Origin of the sequence: Gemmobacter lanyuensis, from assembly GCF_014652355.1 — a bacterium.
GTDB classification, from domain to species: Bacteria; Pseudomonadota; Alphaproteobacteria; order Rhodobacterales; family Rhodobacteraceae; genus Gemmobacter; species Gemmobacter lanyuensis.
In genome coordinates, this window is sequence record NZ_BMYQ01000004.1 from 41355 (window position 1) to 56168 (window position 14814).

At 65.0% G+C, this 14814-nt stretch carries 17 protein-coding genes; 13 read left to right on the plus strand and 4 right to left on the minus strand.

Annotation, left to right across the window (positions count from 1 at the left end; all coding sequences use genetic code 11):
- The first annotated feature begins 60 nt into the window (after nt 1–60).
- The 4 genes from mtgA (at nt 61) to IE101_RS08595 (ending at nt 2964) form a co-directional block, all read left to right on the plus strand.
- Nucleotides 61–816 (plus strand): monofunctional biosynthetic peptidoglycan transglycosylase, encoded by a 756-nt coding sequence (gene mtgA, locus IE101_RS08580; RefSeq protein WP_189633420.1) that lies wholly within the window; start codon nt 61–63, stop codon nt 814–816.
- Nucleotides 817–899: 83 nt separating this feature from the next.
- On the plus strand, nt 900–1565 hold the full coding sequence (fzlA, locus tag IE101_RS08585) for an FtsZ-binding protein FzlA (RefSeq protein ID WP_189633421.1): 666 nt from the start codon (nt 900–902) through the stop codon (nt 1563–1565).
- Between the two features lie 47 nt (nt 1566–1612).
- Nucleotides 1613–2650, plus strand: coding sequence for a tRNA epoxyqueuosine(34) reductase QueG (gene queG / locus IE101_RS08590; RefSeq protein ID WP_189633422.1), 1038 nt, complete (start codon nt 1613–1615; stop codon nt 2648–2650).
- A gap of 128 nt (nt 2651–2778) precedes the next feature.
- A complete protein-coding gene (locus IE101_RS08595; RefSeq protein WP_189633423.1) occupies nt 2779–2964 on the plus strand; it encodes a hypothetical protein in 186 nt (61 codons plus the stop codon).
- A gap of 49 nt (nt 2965–3013) precedes the next feature.
- Here IE101_RS08595 and IE101_RS08600 read toward each other — a convergent pair whose 3' ends face one another.
- The gene (locus IE101_RS08600; RefSeq protein ID WP_189633424.1) at nt 3014–3880 is read right to left on the minus strand and encodes a branched-chain amino acid aminotransferase; all 867 of its coding nucleotides are present in this window, start codon (nt 3878–3880) and stop codon (nt 3014–3016) included.
- A gap of 142 nt (nt 3881–4022) precedes the next feature.
- On the opposite strand from IE101_RS08600, the gene IE101_RS08605 reads away from it, so the two are divergent.
- From IE101_RS08605 to dxs, 7 genes are all read left to right on the plus strand, one after another.
- Nucleotides 4023–4523: a MarR family winged helix-turn-helix transcriptional regulator gene (locus tag IE101_RS08605; RefSeq protein WP_189633425.1), complete on the plus strand. Its 501-nt coding sequence runs from the start codon at nt 4023–4025 to the stop codon at nt 4521–4523.
- A complete protein-coding gene (locus IE101_RS08610) occupies nt 4520–5233 on the plus strand; it encodes a response regulator (RefSeq protein WP_189633426.1) in 714 nt (237 codons plus the stop codon). The genes IE101_RS08605 and IE101_RS08610 overlap by 4 nt, the downstream gene beginning before the upstream one ends.
- 64 nt (nt 5234–5297) lie before the next feature.
- Nucleotides 5298–5795 carry a DUF1176 domain-containing protein gene (locus IE101_RS08615; RefSeq protein ID WP_229804066.1) on the plus strand — a complete coding sequence of 166 codons (498 nt, stop codon included), beginning with the start codon at nt 5298–5300 and terminating at the stop codon, nt 5793–5795.
- A 71-nt stretch (nt 5796–5866) separates the two neighbouring features.
- On the plus strand, nt 5867–6805 hold the full coding sequence (locus tag IE101_RS08620; RefSeq protein ID WP_189633427.1) for a histone deacetylase family protein: 939 nt from the start codon (nt 5867–5869) through the stop codon (nt 6803–6805).
- Nucleotides 6802–7041, plus strand: a complete 240-nt coding sequence (locus IE101_RS08625; protein WP_189633428.1) for an exodeoxyribonuclease VII small subunit — start codon at nt 6802–6804, stop codon at nt 7039–7041. Before IE101_RS08620 ends, IE101_RS08625 begins: the two co-directional genes overlap by 4 nt.
- Nucleotides 7038–7907: a polyprenyl synthetase family protein gene (locus tag IE101_RS08630; RefSeq protein ID WP_189633429.1), complete on the plus strand. Its 870-nt coding sequence runs from the start codon at nt 7038–7040 to the stop codon at nt 7905–7907. Before IE101_RS08625 ends, IE101_RS08630 begins: the two co-directional genes overlap by 4 nt.
- Nucleotides 7908–7927: 20 nt before the next feature.
- On the plus strand, nt 7928–9841 hold the full coding sequence (dxs, locus tag IE101_RS08635) for a 1-deoxy-D-xylulose-5-phosphate synthase (RefSeq protein WP_189633430.1): 1914 nt from the start codon (nt 7928–7930) through the stop codon (nt 9839–9841).
- 18 nt (nt 9842–9859) lie between these two features.
- Here dxs and IE101_RS08640 read toward each other — a convergent pair whose 3' ends face one another.
- Nucleotides 9860–10504, minus strand: a complete 645-nt coding sequence (locus IE101_RS08640; RefSeq protein ID WP_189633431.1) for an exopolysaccharide biosynthesis protein — start codon at nt 10502–10504, stop codon at nt 9860–9862.
- Between the two features lie 25 nt (nt 10505–10529).
- On the minus strand, nt 10530–11456 hold the full coding sequence (locus IE101_RS08645) for an SDR family oxidoreductase (protein ID WP_189633615.1): 927 nt from the start codon (nt 11454–11456) through the stop codon (nt 10530–10532).
- 157 nt (nt 11457–11613) lie between these two features.
- Here IE101_RS08645 and IE101_RS08650 point away from each other — a divergent pair, with 157 nt between their 5' ends.
- A complete protein-coding gene (locus IE101_RS08650; RefSeq protein WP_229804068.1) occupies nt 11614–13092 on the plus strand; it encodes an AMP nucleosidase in 1479 nt (492 codons plus the stop codon).
- Between the two features lie 151 nt (nt 13093–13243).
- Nucleotides 13244–13531, plus strand: coding sequence for an HU family DNA-binding protein (locus IE101_RS08655; RefSeq protein WP_189633616.1), 288 nt, complete (start codon nt 13244–13246; stop codon nt 13529–13531).
- A 71-nt stretch (nt 13532–13602) separates the two neighbouring features.
- On the opposite strand, the gene aroC is transcribed toward IE101_RS08655, so the two are convergent.
- On the minus strand, nt 13603–14703 hold the full coding sequence (gene aroC, locus IE101_RS08660) for a chorismate synthase (RefSeq protein ID WP_189633433.1): 1101 nt from the start codon (nt 14701–14703) through the stop codon (nt 13603–13605).
- Between the last annotated feature and the right edge of the window lie 111 nt (nt 14704–14814).

Consider the following 14814-nt stretch of genomic DNA (forward strand, 5'->3'; position numbering starts at 1 on the left):
CTTTCGTCTTTTACCGGGCTTGCCTTGACCCGGCCGCAAACTTCGTGATTTCTGGGACCCATGTCCAAACCCACCCGCAAGAGAAAGCCAAAGGCGGCGCCCGAGCCAGAGATCCTCGCGCCGCCGCCGCCCGAGCCGTGGAAGCCGCGTCTTCTGCGCGCGCTCAAGCGTGGGGCACAGGTGGTGCTGGGGGGCTATGCCGCGCTGATCCTGATCTATGCGGTGCTGCCGGTGCCGACGAATGTCTATCAGCTGCAGGAAAGCTGGCGTCTGGGCGGGATCGAGAAGGACTGGGTCGGCTGGGATGACATCGCCCCCGTCATGGCGCGGTCCGTGGTCGCGGCCGAGGATGCGAATTTCTGCCTGCACTGGGGCTTTGACATGGCGGCGATCCGCGCCGCGCTGGAAGAGGGGCGGGGGCGCGGGGCCTCGACCCTCAGCCAGCAGGTGGTGAAGAACGTGTTCCTCTGGCATGGGCGGAACTGGGCGCGCAAGGCGGCCGAGGGGCTTTTGACCCCGGTGGTCGAATTGGTCTGGACCAAGCGGCGCATCCTGCATGTCTATCTGAACGTGGCGGAATTCGGCGAAGGCATCTTCGGGGTCGAAGCTGCGGCCCAGCATTACTTTGGCGTATCGGCGGCCGAACTGACGCCCACGCAGGCCGCCCGTCTGGCTGCCGTGCTGCCCGACCCCAAGGGCCGCAACCCCGCGAAACCCGGCCCGCTGGTGCGCCGCCGCACCGGGCAGATCATATCGGGGGCAGAAACCATACGGGCAGATGGCCGTGCGACTTGCTTTGAGGATGTGGCGGACTAAAGCCGGTTCGCGCCATACGGCATTGATCCCCCCGCGTGGCGGGGGTATCACCGTTAGACTTTCCCCCAGGAATGACCCTGCCCATGAACCGTCTCTATCATGTTCCCCTCTCGCCGTTCTGCCGGAAGGTCCGCCTGACGCTGGCCGAAAAGCGCATCGAGGTGGAGCTGGTCGAGGAGCGCTACTGGGAGCAGACGCCCGATTTCCTGCGCCGCAACCCGGCGGGCAAGGTGCCGGTCCTGCGCGTCGAAGGCCGCTTGATGAGCGAGAGCCAGGCCATCTGCGAATGGCTGGAAGAGGCCTATCCCGCCCCCGCGCTGATGCCGCGCGATGTGGATGCGCGCTATGAGGTGCGGCGCCTGTGCAACTGGTTCGACGACAAGTTTCACAACGAGGTCACGTCAAAGCTGCTGTATGAGCGGGTCAACCGCAAGGTGCAGGGCACCGGCTATCCTGACAGCAAAAACGTGAAATCGGGCGCCACGCGGATCAAGTATCATCTGGATTACATGGCCTGGCTGCTGGATCAGCGCCGCTGGCTTGCGGGCGACAGCATGACGCTGGCCGATTTCGCGGCGGCGGCGCATCTGTCCTGCCTCGACTATATCTCGGACGTGGATTGGGATCGGCATGCCGTGGTCAAGGACTGGTATGTCAAGCTGAAGTCGCGGCCCTGCTTCCGCAGCCTTCTGGCCGATCATGTGCCGGGGCTGCCGCCGCCGCGGCATTACATCGATCTCGACTTCTGACGGGGTCCGGGGGCGGCTTGCCGCGCATGGATATTTAGAGACAGAAAATGGCAGAGGTGCTGAAAGACCGGCTGGCCGCGCGCGCCTTGGAGGAAGGGTTCTCCAAGATGGGCATCTGCGCGCCCGATGCCGTGCCCGAGGCGGCGGGCCGTCTGCGTGCTTTTCTGGAGGCGGGCCATCATGGCCAGATGGGCTGGATGGCCGAGCGCGAGGCATGGCGCGGATCGGCGGCGGCGCTTTGGCCCGAGGCGCGGTCGGTCATCATGTTGGCCGAGGTCTATACGCCCGAGGCCGACCCGCGTGCGGTGCTGGCGCAGCCGGATCGGGCGGCTGTCAGCGTTTATGCGCAGGGCAAGGATTACCACGATCTGGTGAAGCGGCGGTTGAAGCGGCTGGGGCGCTGGTTGCTGGATCAGGCGCCTGCGGGAACCGAGATCAAGGTCTTTGTCGATACCGCGCCGGTGATGGAAAAGCCCTTGGCCCAAGCGGCGGGGCTGGGTTGGCAGGGCAAGCACACCAATCTTCTGGCGCGCGATATGGGCAACTGGTTCTTTCTGGGCGCGATCTTCACCACGCTCGATCTGCCCAAGGACGCCGCCGAAATCAGCCATTGCGGCAGTTGCCGCGCCTGTCTGGATGCCTGCCCCACGGCGGCCTTTCCCGCGCCTTATCAGCTGGATGCGCGGCGCTGCATTTCCTATCTGACGATCGAACACAAAGGGCTGGTGGATCTGGATCTGCGGGCGGCGCTGGGGAACCGGATCTACGGCTGTGACGATTGTCTGGCTGCCTGTCCGTGGAACAAATTCGCCCAGGCCGCGCGCGATATCGGCTATCAGCCAAAGGTGGGGGCGCCCGAACTGGCCGAGCTGGCGGTGCTGGATGATGCCGCGTTCCGCGCGCGTTTCGCGGGCAGTCCGATCAAGCGCATCGGGCGTGACCGCTTTGTGCGGAATGTGCTTTATGCCATCGGGAATTCGGGGATTCCGGCGCTTGCCGGCGTTGTGGTCCCGCTGCAGGCGGACCCGGACCCGGCGGTGGCCGATGCCGCGCATTGGGCTGTGGCGCGGCTGGCAAAAGGCTGATCCCGGCAGGCTTTCGCCGGTAAGGTGGTGGCCAATCGGCGGAAGCCGGCACGGCTACGGGCAATTCGCTTGGGAGAACGGCGATTCCCGGCTAGGCTTTGCCCCGCAATGCTCTGGAGGAGAAGCGCATGAGCCGACATCTGGCAGACAAGCGGACGCCCTCGAACGGGGGGCGGGTGAAGCAATTCCTGCGGATTGCCCATGACGGCGGCAGTTCGATCTGGATGAAGCTGCTGCGGCAGCCGGTCCGGGTTCCTGCAAGCAACCGCCGCGCGGTGGAGTTCCTGCGGATCGAGCGCGGGCGTCAGGTCTGACACCAAAGGGAGATGACCCTGCCCCGTTCGCGGGGCAGGGCCGGAATCATCAGGCGCGCACAAGCGCCTCGTATTCATTGGCGATGTCGCGGGTCAGGGCGCCCACCTCGAAGGTGTAATCGCCGATCTGGCCCACGGGGGTGACTTCGGCCGCAGTGCCGGTCAGCCAGCATTGCTGGAAGGTTTCCAGCTCGGCCGGCATGATGTGGCGTTCATGCACGGTGATGCCCTTGGCGCGCAGCATGCCGATCACGGTCTGGCGGGTGATGCCGTTCAGGATCGCATCCGGCAGCGGCGTATGCACTTCGCCATCCTTGACGAAGAAGATATTGGCGCCGGTCGCCTCGGCCACATAACCGCGATAGTCGAAGAACAGCGCGTCCGAGCAGCCCTTGGCCTGCGCGGCGTGTTTCGACATGGTGCAGATCATGTAAAGACCCGCCGCCTTGGCCGCCGTCGGAATGGTTTCCGGCGAGGGGCGCTTCCATTTCGCGATGTCAAGCTTGGCGCCCTTCATCTTGGCGTCGCCGTAGTAGGCGCCCCAGGTCCAGGCAGCCACCGCCAGACGGACGGGGTTGCCGAGGCTGGCCACGCCCATTTCCTCCCCCGCGCCGCGGAAGGCCACGGCACGCACATAGGCATCAGTCAGGCCATTGGCCTTCAGGACCTCTTCCTTGGCGGTATTGATCTCTTCGACGGTATAGGGGATCGGCATGTCGAGCAGTTCGCCCGATTTCAGCAGACGCTGCGAATGTTCGGTCGATTTGAAGATCTTGCCATTGTAGCAGCGTTCGCCCTCGAACACCGACGAGGCATAGTGCAGCGCATGGGTCAGGATATGGACATTGGCATCGCGCCATTCCACCAGTTTGCCATCCATCCAGATCTTGCCGTCACGATCGTCATAACCAGCCATCGGGCTCTCCTGATTTTTCGAAAGTTGCGCCGATCTTTTTGCCAAGGGCCGAAAGTTGCGCAAAAACTGCATTTCGCTAACAGTCGTATCTTGGAAAGTCAACAAGGCTGACGTAACTTCGCCGGGAACCAAGGAGGCGGGAATGACGGAGCCGGGACCGGGCGGCGAGAGCCTGCTGTTTCTGACAGACGAACAGCTGCGAAAGGGGATCGAGGCGATGTTCTTCGCCTATCGCGGCTTCACGGCCGATCCTGACCGCATTCTGGACGGCATGGATTACGGGCGGGCGCATCACCGGGCGATTCACTTCATCCACCGATCGCCCGGGACGACGGTGAACAATCTGCTGAACATTCTGGGCGTCACCAAGCAAAGCCTGAACCGGGTGCTGCGGACGTTGATCGATGATGGCCTGGTGGAAAGCCGGGTGGGCAAGCAGGACAAGCGCGAACGCCACCTGCATCTGACGTCCAAGGGGCTGGAGCTGGAGCGTCAGCTGTCAGACGCGCAGCGCGCGCGCATGCGGGCGGCCTATCGCGCAGCGGGGCCGCAGGCCGTGCAGGGCTTTCGCACCGTGCTGGAAGCGATGATGGACCCCGAGATGAAGCGGCAATATCAGACCCTGAAGGAGGGCGGGGCATGACCGATCCGCAGGCGCATCTTCTGGTCGTCGATGACGATGAACGCATCCGGGGGCTTTTGCAGAAGTTCCTGATCCGAAACGGGTTTTTGGTGACGGTCGCGCGCGATGCCGCGCAGGCGCGTCGGTTGCTCTCCGGGTTGGAGTTCGACCTGATCGTTCTGGATGTGATGATGCCGGGGGAAGACGGCATTGCCCTGACCCGCGATCTGCGATCACGCGATGCCGTGCCGATCCTGCTGCTGACGGCCAAGGGCGAAGCTGCGAACCGCATCGAAGGGTTCGAGGCCGGGGCTGACGATTATCTGGTCAAGCCGTTCGAGCCGAAAGAGCTTTTGCTGCGGATCAACGCCATCCTGCGCCGCGTGCCCACGGCCAAGCCGCAGGCGACCGGGCCGAAGGTGCTGCATCTGGGCGAGGTGCGGTATGATCTGGAGCGGGGCGAGCTGTGGCGGGGCAATGAACCCGTCCGCCTGACCGCGACCGAGGCGCAGCTTATGCGGATTTTCGCCGCCCAGCCGGGGGAAGCCGTAAGTCGCGAGCGACTGGTCGGCGATCTGGGCCCCGCCGAGGTTGACAGTGCCGAAAAAGCGCAAGAACGTGCTGTCGACGTTCAGATTACACGCCTGAGAAGAAAGATAGAGGCCGACCCGAAACAGCCGCGCTATCTTCAGACCGTCCGGGGTGCAGGATATATGCTGCAACCGGATTGACGTATCTTTTTGTCCGTTTAAGTCTGCCTTTGCCGTCGTTTGGATGGCCGAGGGAGAGTTTGGAATGATGATGAATCGTAAAGTTTTGATCGGCATGGCGGCCCTGCTGCTGTCCACGGCTTCGGCGCAGGCCCAGGATCTGGCAACCTTCGACAGCGTCGAAGGTTGGGACATCCTGATCGACCCGACCATCGGCAATGGCTGCCTGATCAACGCACAATTCGAAGACGGCTCGGATGTCCGCATCGGTTTCGACATGGCGGCGAACACCGGTTATGTCTGGGCGTCGAATGCGGCCTGGGGCGATATCGAAGAGGGCAAGAGCTATCCGCTGTCGTTCAGCCTCGATGGCGAGGTCTATGAAGGCGAAGGCAAGGGTCTTTACATTGATGATGCCCCCGGCGTGGACATCGAATTCGACAGCGTCGATTTCCTGATGGCCCTGGCCCAGAAGCAGACGATGGAACTGTCGAATTCCAGCGGTCCGGTCATGACCATCGACCTGAGCGGCAGCGCCGCCGCCCTGTCGCGCGCGGTGGAATGCCAGGATCAGCAAGGCTGATCTCGCATGCGGACGGGGGGCTTTCCCCCCGTTCTTTCCTTTAGCGCCCCGATGTCGTGGCGCGCCCTTCAATGATCGGCCTCAGCGTGGCAACCCTTCTTTTTACGCACACCGATTTTCTGGACCATGTTGAACCGCCGGGTCATCCCGAACAGGTCGCCCGCATCGCCGCCGTCACTCAGGCGCTCTCGGGGTTTGACCTGATCCGCCGTGATGCCCCCTTGGCGGAGGAATCCGAGGTCCTGCGCTGTCATCCGCCAGAATATCTGGCGCGGATCAAGGCGGCGTTGCCGACGCGCGGCTGGTCGCAGGTGGATGGCGATACCTATCTGTCGCCGGGATCATTGAAGGCGGCGCTCCGGGCCGTGGGTGGGGCCGGGGCGGCGGTGGATGCCGTGCTGGCAGGCGCGGCACGCAACGCCTTTGTCGCCGCGCGTCCGCCCGGCCACCATGCCGAAACCGCGCGGGCGATGGGCTTTTGTCTCTTCGGCGCCGTGGCGATTGCCGCGCGCCGGGCGCTGGATCATCATGGGCTGTCGCGCGTGGCGGTGCTGGATTTCGACGTGCACCACGGCAATGGCACGCAGGATCTGCTCTGGGATGAGGGGCGGGTGATCTTTGTCTCCAGCCATCAGATGCCGCTTTACCCCGGCACCGGGTTGGCCTCGGAAACCGGGGCGCAGGGGCAGATCGTCAACCTGCCGCTGCGGCCCGGATCGGGCGGCGGGGCGATGCGTGCGGCCTGGACGCCCGCGCTGGCACAGGTGCGGGCCTTTGCGCCCGAGCTGATCCTGATCAGCGCCGGGTTTGATGCCCATGCCGATGACCCGCTGGCCCAGCTGGAATGGGAGGTCGAGGATTTCGTCTGGCTGACCGAGGCCATCTGCGATCTGGCCGATCACAGCTGCGGGGGGCGGGTGGTATCGGTCCTCGAGGGCGGCTATGATCTGCCCGCGCTGGCGGCCTCGGCCGCTGCCCATGTCGATGTGCTGCTGCGGAGAGGCGAATGACCGAAAAACCGATTGCCGAGTTGAGCTTTGAAGAAGCGATGAGCGCGCTGGAAGGCGTGGTCACCCAGCTGGAACGCGGCGATGTGGCGTTGGAGCAGTCGATTGCGCTTTACGAACGCGGCGCCGCGCTCAAGGCCCATTGCGCGGCCAAGCTGAAGGATGCCGAAGAAAAGGTCGAGCTGATCCGCGCCCAGGAGGGCCGCGCCGTCGCCGCCACCCCGGTGGAGGGGCTGTGACCTTTCCCGAGCTTTTGAAGGCTGATGCCGCGCAGGTGCAGGCGCGGCTGGATGCGGCACTGGCTGGGCATGATGACCTGCCGGTGGTCCAGGCCATGCGCTATGCCCTGCAAGGCGGCAAACGTTTGCGCGCCTTTTTGGTGCTGGAATCGGCACGGCTTCACGGCATTGCACCGGATCAGGCGATTTCCGCCGCGGCCGCGGTCGAGGCGCTGCATGCCTATTCGCTGGTCCATGACGATCTGCCCTGCATGGATGATGACGACCTGCGCCGCGGCCTGCCCACCGTCCATGTGAAATGGGATGAGGCGACGGCCGTTCTGGCGGGCGATGCGCTGCAGACCCTTGCGTTTGAACTGCTGTGCGACCCCGCGCTGGGGCCCGCAGACCGGCGGCTTGCACTGGTCGCGGGTTTGGCCCGTGCTAGCGGGGCGCAGGGCATGGTGCTGGGGCAGGCGCTGGATATCGCCGCAGAAACCGCGCCAGCGCCACTGACCCTAGCGGAAATCACCCGCCTGCAGGCCGGCAAGACCGGCGCGTTGATCTGCTGGTCGGCCGAGGCCGGGGCGCTGCTGGCGGGGGCTGATCCCGCCCCCCTGCGCGCCTATGCCAGGGCCCTGGGCCTGGCCTTCCAGATCGCCGATGACATTCTGGATGTCGAAGGGGATGAGGCCGCGACCGGCAAGCGCGTGGGCAAGGATGCCGAGGCCGGAAAGGCGACATTCGTCTCGCTTCTGGGGCTGGATCAGGCGAAAGCCCGCGCAGAGGCCCTGATCGCCGAGGCAGAGGCCGCACTTCTTCCCTATGGCGACCGGGCGCAAGCCTTGATCGCGGCAGCGCGCTTCGTTATCTCGCGGCAAAGCTGAAACCCCCAAGGAGGGGCGCCATGACCGATCTGCCCAAGACCCCGATGCTCGACCGCGTGCGCCTTCCCGCCGATATGAAGGGGATGAGCGACCGTGACCTGCGCCAGCTGGCCGATGAGCTGCGCGCCGAAACGATCAGCGCCGTCTCGGTCACGGGGGGGCATCTGGGCGCGGGGCTGGGCGTGGTCGAACTGACCGTGGCCATCCATGCGGTCTTTGACACCCCGCGCGACAAACTGATCTGGGACGTGGGCCACCAGTGCTATCCCCACAAAATCCTGACCGGGCGGCGCGATCGCATCCGCACCCTGCGCACCGAAGGCGGCCTTTCGGGCTTCACCAAGCGCAGCGAAAGCCCGTTTGACCCGTTCGGGGCGGCACATAGCTCGACCTCGATTTCCGCCGCGCTGGGGTTCAAGGTGGCGGCCGATCTGGGTGGCGATCCGGGCGATGCCATCGCGGTGATCGGCGACGGGTCCATGTCTGCGGGCATGGCGTTCGAGGCGATGAACAATGCGGGCCATCTGGGCAAGCGGCTGTTCGTGGTGCTGAACGACAATGAGATGTCCATCGCCCCGCCGGTGGGGGCGCTGTCGGCCTATCTGTCGCGCCTCTATGCAGGCGCCCCGTTTCAAGAGCTGAAGGCCGCCGCCAAGGGCGCGGTCAGCCTGCTGCCCGAACCCTTCCAGGAAGGCGCGCGACGGGCGAAGGAAATGCTCAAGGGCATGACCGTGGGCGGCACGCTGTTCGAGGAGCTGGGCTTTTCCTATGTCGGCCCGGTGGATGGGCATGATCTGGACCAGCTCTTGCCGCTGTTGCGGACGCTGAAGGCGCGGGCGACCGGGCCGATGCTGATCCATGTGCTGACCAAGAAGGGCAAGGGCTATGCCCCTGCCGAGGCGGCGGCGGACAAGGGTCATGCCACGGCCAAGTTCGACGTGCTGACCGGCGTGCAGCAAAAGGCGAAATCCAATGCGCCCAGCTATACCAAGGTCTTCGCGCAAAGCCTGATCGATCAGGCCAGCCGCGATGACAAGATCGTTGCCGTGACCGCCGCCATGCCGGATGGCACGGGGCTGAACCTGTTTGCCGAACGATTCCCCAAGCGGTGTTTCGATGTGGGCATCGCGGAACAGCATGCCGTCACCTTCAGCGCGGGTCTGGCGGCGGGGGGCCTCAAACCCTTCTGCGCGATCTATTCGACCTTCCTGCAGCGCGGCTATGATCAGGTCGTGCATGATGTGGCGATCCAGCGCCTGCCGGTGCGCTTTGCGATTGACCGGGCCGGGCTGGTGGGGGCCGATGGCGCGACCCATGCGGGGTCTTTCGATGTGGCCTTCATGGCGAACCTGCCGGGCATGGTGGTGATGGCCGCGGCTGATGAGGCCGAGCTGGTCCATATGGTCGCCACCGCCGCCGCCTATGACGAAGGCCCCAGCGCCTTCCGCTATCCGCGCGGCGAAGGCCTGGGCGTCGATATGCCCGAACGTGGCCGCGTGCTGGAAATCGGCAAGGGCCGCGTGATGCAGGAAGGCAGCCGCGTGGCGATCCTGTCCTTCGGCACCCGAATGGGCGAGGTTCTGAAGGCGGCCGAAGCGCTGTCGGCGCGCGGCATCACCGCGACCATTGCCGATGCGCGTTTTGCCAAGCCGCTGGACCGCGACCTGATCCTGCAACTCGCCCGCCACCACGAGGCGCTGATCTGCGTCGAGGAAGGCGCTGTCGGCGGCTTTGGCAGCCATGTGGCGCAGCTTCTGTCGGATGAGGGCGTGTTCGACCGCGGGCTGCGGTTCCGCTCGATGGTGCTGCCCGATACCTTCATCGATCAGGCCAGCCCCGAAGCCATGTATGCCGTTGCCGGCATGAACGCACCGCAGATCGAGGCGAAGGTGCTGGAGGCTTTGGGCGTGTCGGTCGTGGGTCTGCGCGCCTGATCGGCGCGCGGCCCCCCGTCAGAAGGCGTTCATCACCACGAAGACCGCCGATTTGATCAGGCCATAGGCGATGCTGCCCACCCAGCCGAAGGCGGCGACGGTGGCCAGCAGCCCGATCACGATCCACAGACCGTCCCGCTCCAAGAGCGCCAGCGCGATGACGCAGATCGCCGTTGCGGGCAGCAGGTTGCCCAGCGGGATCGGCATCGACAACAGTACCGCCAGCATCAGGCAGACAAACCCCATCACCCGTTCCATGCCCGGGCTGACGAGCGGCCACCACCTTTGCCGCAGCATCTTTTCCGCCCGGTTCAGGATCGGCGTGGCCTTGGAGATGATGTTGCGAAAGGCATCGCGCGTCATCGACCGGTCGGCTATGAAGCGGGGCAACCACGGCTGCCGCGCCAGCATCAGCTGGAACGACAGATAGATCAGCGGCAGCCCGAGGATCGCGGCTACGCCCGGCGGCGTGGGCAGGATGTTCGGAAAGGCGAACAGGAACAGCAGCGCCGCAATGGCCCGCCCCTCCATCGCCTGCAAAAGATCCGAGATGGTGATCCGCTCTGCCAGATGGTCATCGGCCACTTGCTGTAGAAGCTGCGAAAATCTCTGCCGTCCGGGCGGCGGGGCATCGGGCAGGGCAGAAGGGTCGGGGCTCATCATGGCGCCTGTCTTGGTGCGGTCCTTCTCAGGTAAGAGGCGCGGGTCCCGGCCGCAAGGGGCCGGGCGCCAATCCGTCTGCGGCAGGTTGCCCGCCCTCGGCCGCCAGCAGCGCCAGAAGGCCCTGTTTGTAGGTCGGATACAGGAGATCCACGCCCAGATCGGCCTTCAGCCGGTCGTTCCGCACCCGTTTGCTTTCGGCATAGAAGCTGCGTGCCATGGGGGTCATGTCTGCCTTGTCGATATCGACCTCGGGCGGGATGGGCAGGCCCAGCAGATGGGCCGCATGGGCCAGCACGTCCTGCGGCGGCGAGGGGTCGTCATCGCAGACATTGTAGATGGCGCCGGGGTCGGGGCGGAGGATCGAGGCCTCAAGCACCTGCCCGATGTCATCGACATGGATGCGCGAAAAGAACTGCCCTTCCTTGACGATGCGCTGCGCCGTGCCATCCTTGACCTTGCGGAAGGGGCCGCGGCCCGGCCCGTAGATCCCGGCCAGACGGAAGATATGCAGCGGCCAGCCCGCCTCGGCCGCCAGCGTCCGCCATTGCGTTTCGGCCAGCACGCGCTGGTGCCCCCGGGTCGTGCCGGGGGTCAGGGGCGTGGATTCATCGACCCAGCCGCCCTGATGATCGCCATACACCCCGGTGGTGGAGAGGTAGCCCACCCATTCCGGCCGCGCGGCGCGGAACAGATCGGCATGGGCGTTCAGCACCGGGTCGCCCTTGGCATCCGGCGCGATGGAGGCGAGGATATGCGTGGCCTCGGCCAATGCGCGCGCCAGCCCCGTGGGGTCGCCGGGCCAGATTAGGGGTTCGACCCCCATGGCCTGCAGCCGCGCCGCCTTTTCGGCCGACCGGGTGGTGCCGATGATGCGCCACCCCTGCGGAAGCAGACGCCGCGCCAGCGCCTGAGCCGAATATCCGTGACCGAGCGAGAGAAGAACCTGTTTCATCCGCGCATATTTGGCCTTCAGGCGGGCAACTGCAAGCCTTGCTGCTGCAAAGGGCTGCGTCATGGCGTCGTCACGTCCTGCCGTTAGCGCCCAACAGAATGCTTGCTTTACGCGCCCCTCAGGATGCACAAAGATTGATCAAAACGGAAAAACACACGTGAATCAGATTTCTCAGACCTATCTCGCGCCACCCGATGTGGCCCATGAAAGCTTTACCGATGCCGTCGCGGCCGTGGCCCGGCTTGAAGCGCTTTATGCCGAGGCCATCGGCTTTCTGCTGGACCAGTTCAATGCGGTGATTTCGGGCGCGCAGCCCAAAACGCGGGTCCGCGCCTGGTATCCGGAGCTGCGCTTTACCACCACGAGCTTTGCCAAGACCGACCAGCGCCTCTCTTTTGGTCATGTCGCCATGCCGGGGACCTATGTCACCACGGTGACGCGCCCTGATCTGTTCCGCAATTACCTGACCCAGCAGATCGGCCTGCTGATCCAGAACCACGGCGTCCCGATCGAGGTGGGGCTGTCGCAAACCCCGATCCCGGTGCATTTCGCGCTGGCAGGCCGCCCCGGCGTGACCGTGCCGCAGGAAGGTGTGCTGGATTTCCCGCTGCGCGACGTGTTCGACGTGCCGGATCTGTCAACGACCAACGATGATATCGTGAACGGCGTGTTGACCGAATATGCCGATGGGTCACGCCCGCTTGCGCCCTTCACCGCGCAGCGCGTGGATTATTCGCTGGCGCGGCTGGCGCATTACACCGCCACCGATCCGGCGCATTTCCAGAACCATGTGCTGTTCACCAACTACCAGTTCTATGTCGATGAATTCGAGGCCTATGCCCGCAAGGTACTGGGCGATCCGAATTCCGGCTACACCGCCTTCGTCGCCCCCGGCAATGTCGAGATCACGGCCCCCGACGCGCCGCTGAACCAAGCCTCGAAGATGCCGCAGATGCCGACCTATCACCTCAAGCGGGCCGACGGGCAGGGCATCACGCTGGTCAACATCGGGGTGGGGCCGTCCAACGCCAAGACGGCGACCGACCATATCGCCGTGCTGCGGCCCCATGCTTGGCTGATGGTCGGCCATTGCGCGGGTCTTCGCAACAGCCAAAGCCTGGGGGACTTTGTCCTTGCCCATGCCTATCTGCGCGAGGATCACGTCCTGGACGCTGACCTGCCGGTCTGGGTGCCCATCCCGGCGCTGGCCGAGATCCAGATCGCGCTGGAAGACGCGGTCGAGGCTGTCACCCAGCTGGAAGGCTATGAGCTGAAGCGCATCATGCGGACCGGCACCGTCGCCACCATCGACAACCGCAACTGGGAATTGCGCGACCAGTCGGGGCCGGTGCAGCGGCTCAGCCAATCCCGCGCCGTGGCGCTGGATATGGAAAGCGCCACCATTGCTGCGAACGGGTTCCGGTTCCGGGTGCCCTATGGCACGCTACTTTGCGTTTCGGACAAGCCGCTGCATGGCGAATTGAAGCTGCCGGGCATGGCCTCTGATTTTTACCGAACGCAGGTGGCGCGGCATCTTCTCATCGGGGTTCATGCGATGGAGCTCATCCGGGAGATGCCTGTGGAGCGCATCCACAGCCGTAAATTGCGGAGCTTCGAAGAGACCGCTTTCCTGTGAAAATCCGCGCAAATCCGCGCGTGCGCCCCCGGTTCGCCCAATCGGGGCTTGCACTTTGCCGCGAAAACCTGTGTAGCGGGGCCACATGCCCGACCTTGGTCGGGCCGCCATTCTTCCGCCCGACGGGCGGCAAAACGACAAGGGTGACATGATGTCCAAACCGATGACCAAGACGCAGCTGGTGGCCGCTCTGGCCGAAGCCATGGGCGCTGACAAGAAAGTTGCGGGTTCCGCGCTCGATGCCATCGCCGCACTGGTTGCGCGTGAGGTTGCCGCTGGTGGTGCCGTGACCCTGCCGGGCCTTGGCAAGGTTGTCTGCCGTGCCCGTCCCGAGCGTCAGGTCCGCAACCCGGCGACCGGCGAAACCGTGACCAAGCCCGCCGACAAGCAGGTGAAATTCACCATCGCCAAGGCGCTGAAAGACAGCGTCAACGCCTGATCCGCAGGCCGGAATTGAAAAAGGGCCGTCCCGATGGGGCGGCCCTTTTTGCATGGCGTGAAGGGGGTGGGTCAGCCGATCTGACCGCGCACCCCGCCGGTCTGGCCGCGGTCCATCAGCAAATGGTCCAGCAGGACGCAGGCCATCATCGCCTCGCCCACCGGCACGGCACGGATGCCTACGCAGGGGTCATGGCGGCCCTTGGTGATCAGGTCGATTTCATCGCCTGCCGTGGTGATGGTGCGGCGTGGCGTCAGGATCGAAGAGGTCGGCTTGACGGCAAAGCGCACCACCACATCCTGCCCGGTCGAGATGCCGCCCAGTATGCCGCCCGCGTGGTTTGTCAGATATTCCGGGCCATTGGGGCCAAAGCGGATTTCATCGGCATTCTCGACCCCGGTCAACGCGGCGGCGGCCATGCCTTCGCCGATCTCGACCGCCTTCACCGCGTTGATCGACATCATCGCGCTGGCCAGATCGCTGTCGAGCTTGCCATAGATCGGCGCGCCCAAGCCCGCCGGCACGCCCGAGGCGACAACCTCGATCACCGCGCCGACCGAATTGTGCGACAGGCGCAGGTCATCCAGATAGCCCGACCAGAAGGCTGCCATTTCGGCATCGGGGCACCAGAAGGGGTTACGCTCGATCTCGGCCGCGTCGAAACGCGCGCGGTCGATCGCATGGGGCCCGACCTGCACCATATAGCCGCTGATGCGAAGGTCGGGCGCAAGCTGCGCCAAGGCCGCGCGGGCCAGCCCGCCCGCCGCCACCCGTGCCGCGGTTTCCCGCGCGCTGGACCGCCCGCCGCCGCGATAATCGCGCAGGCCGTATTTCTGGTAATAGGTGATGTCGGCATGACCGGGGCGGAAGGATTTGGCGATATCGCCGTAATCCTTGGACCGCTGGTCGGTATTCTCGATCATCAGCTGGATCGGGGTGCCGGTGGACAGCCCTTCAAAGGTGCCCGAAAGGATGCGGACCTGATCGGGTTCCTGCCGCTGGGTCGTGAACTTGTTCTGGCCCGGCTTGCGGCGATCCAGCCAGTGCTGGATCTGGGCCGCATCCACCGGAACCCCCGGCGGCACGCCATCGACAGTGGCCCCCAGCGCGGGGCCGTGGCTTTCGCCCCAGGTGGTGACGCGGAACAGGTGACCGAAGGTATTGAAGCTCATGGCGGCGTCTCCCTATGCGGGGCTGTGAATATGCGAAAAGCCCGCGGGGGAAAACCCCTGCATCCATGCCCGCACGGGCCGTTGGTGCAGCTTTCCCTTGCGCCTGACGGG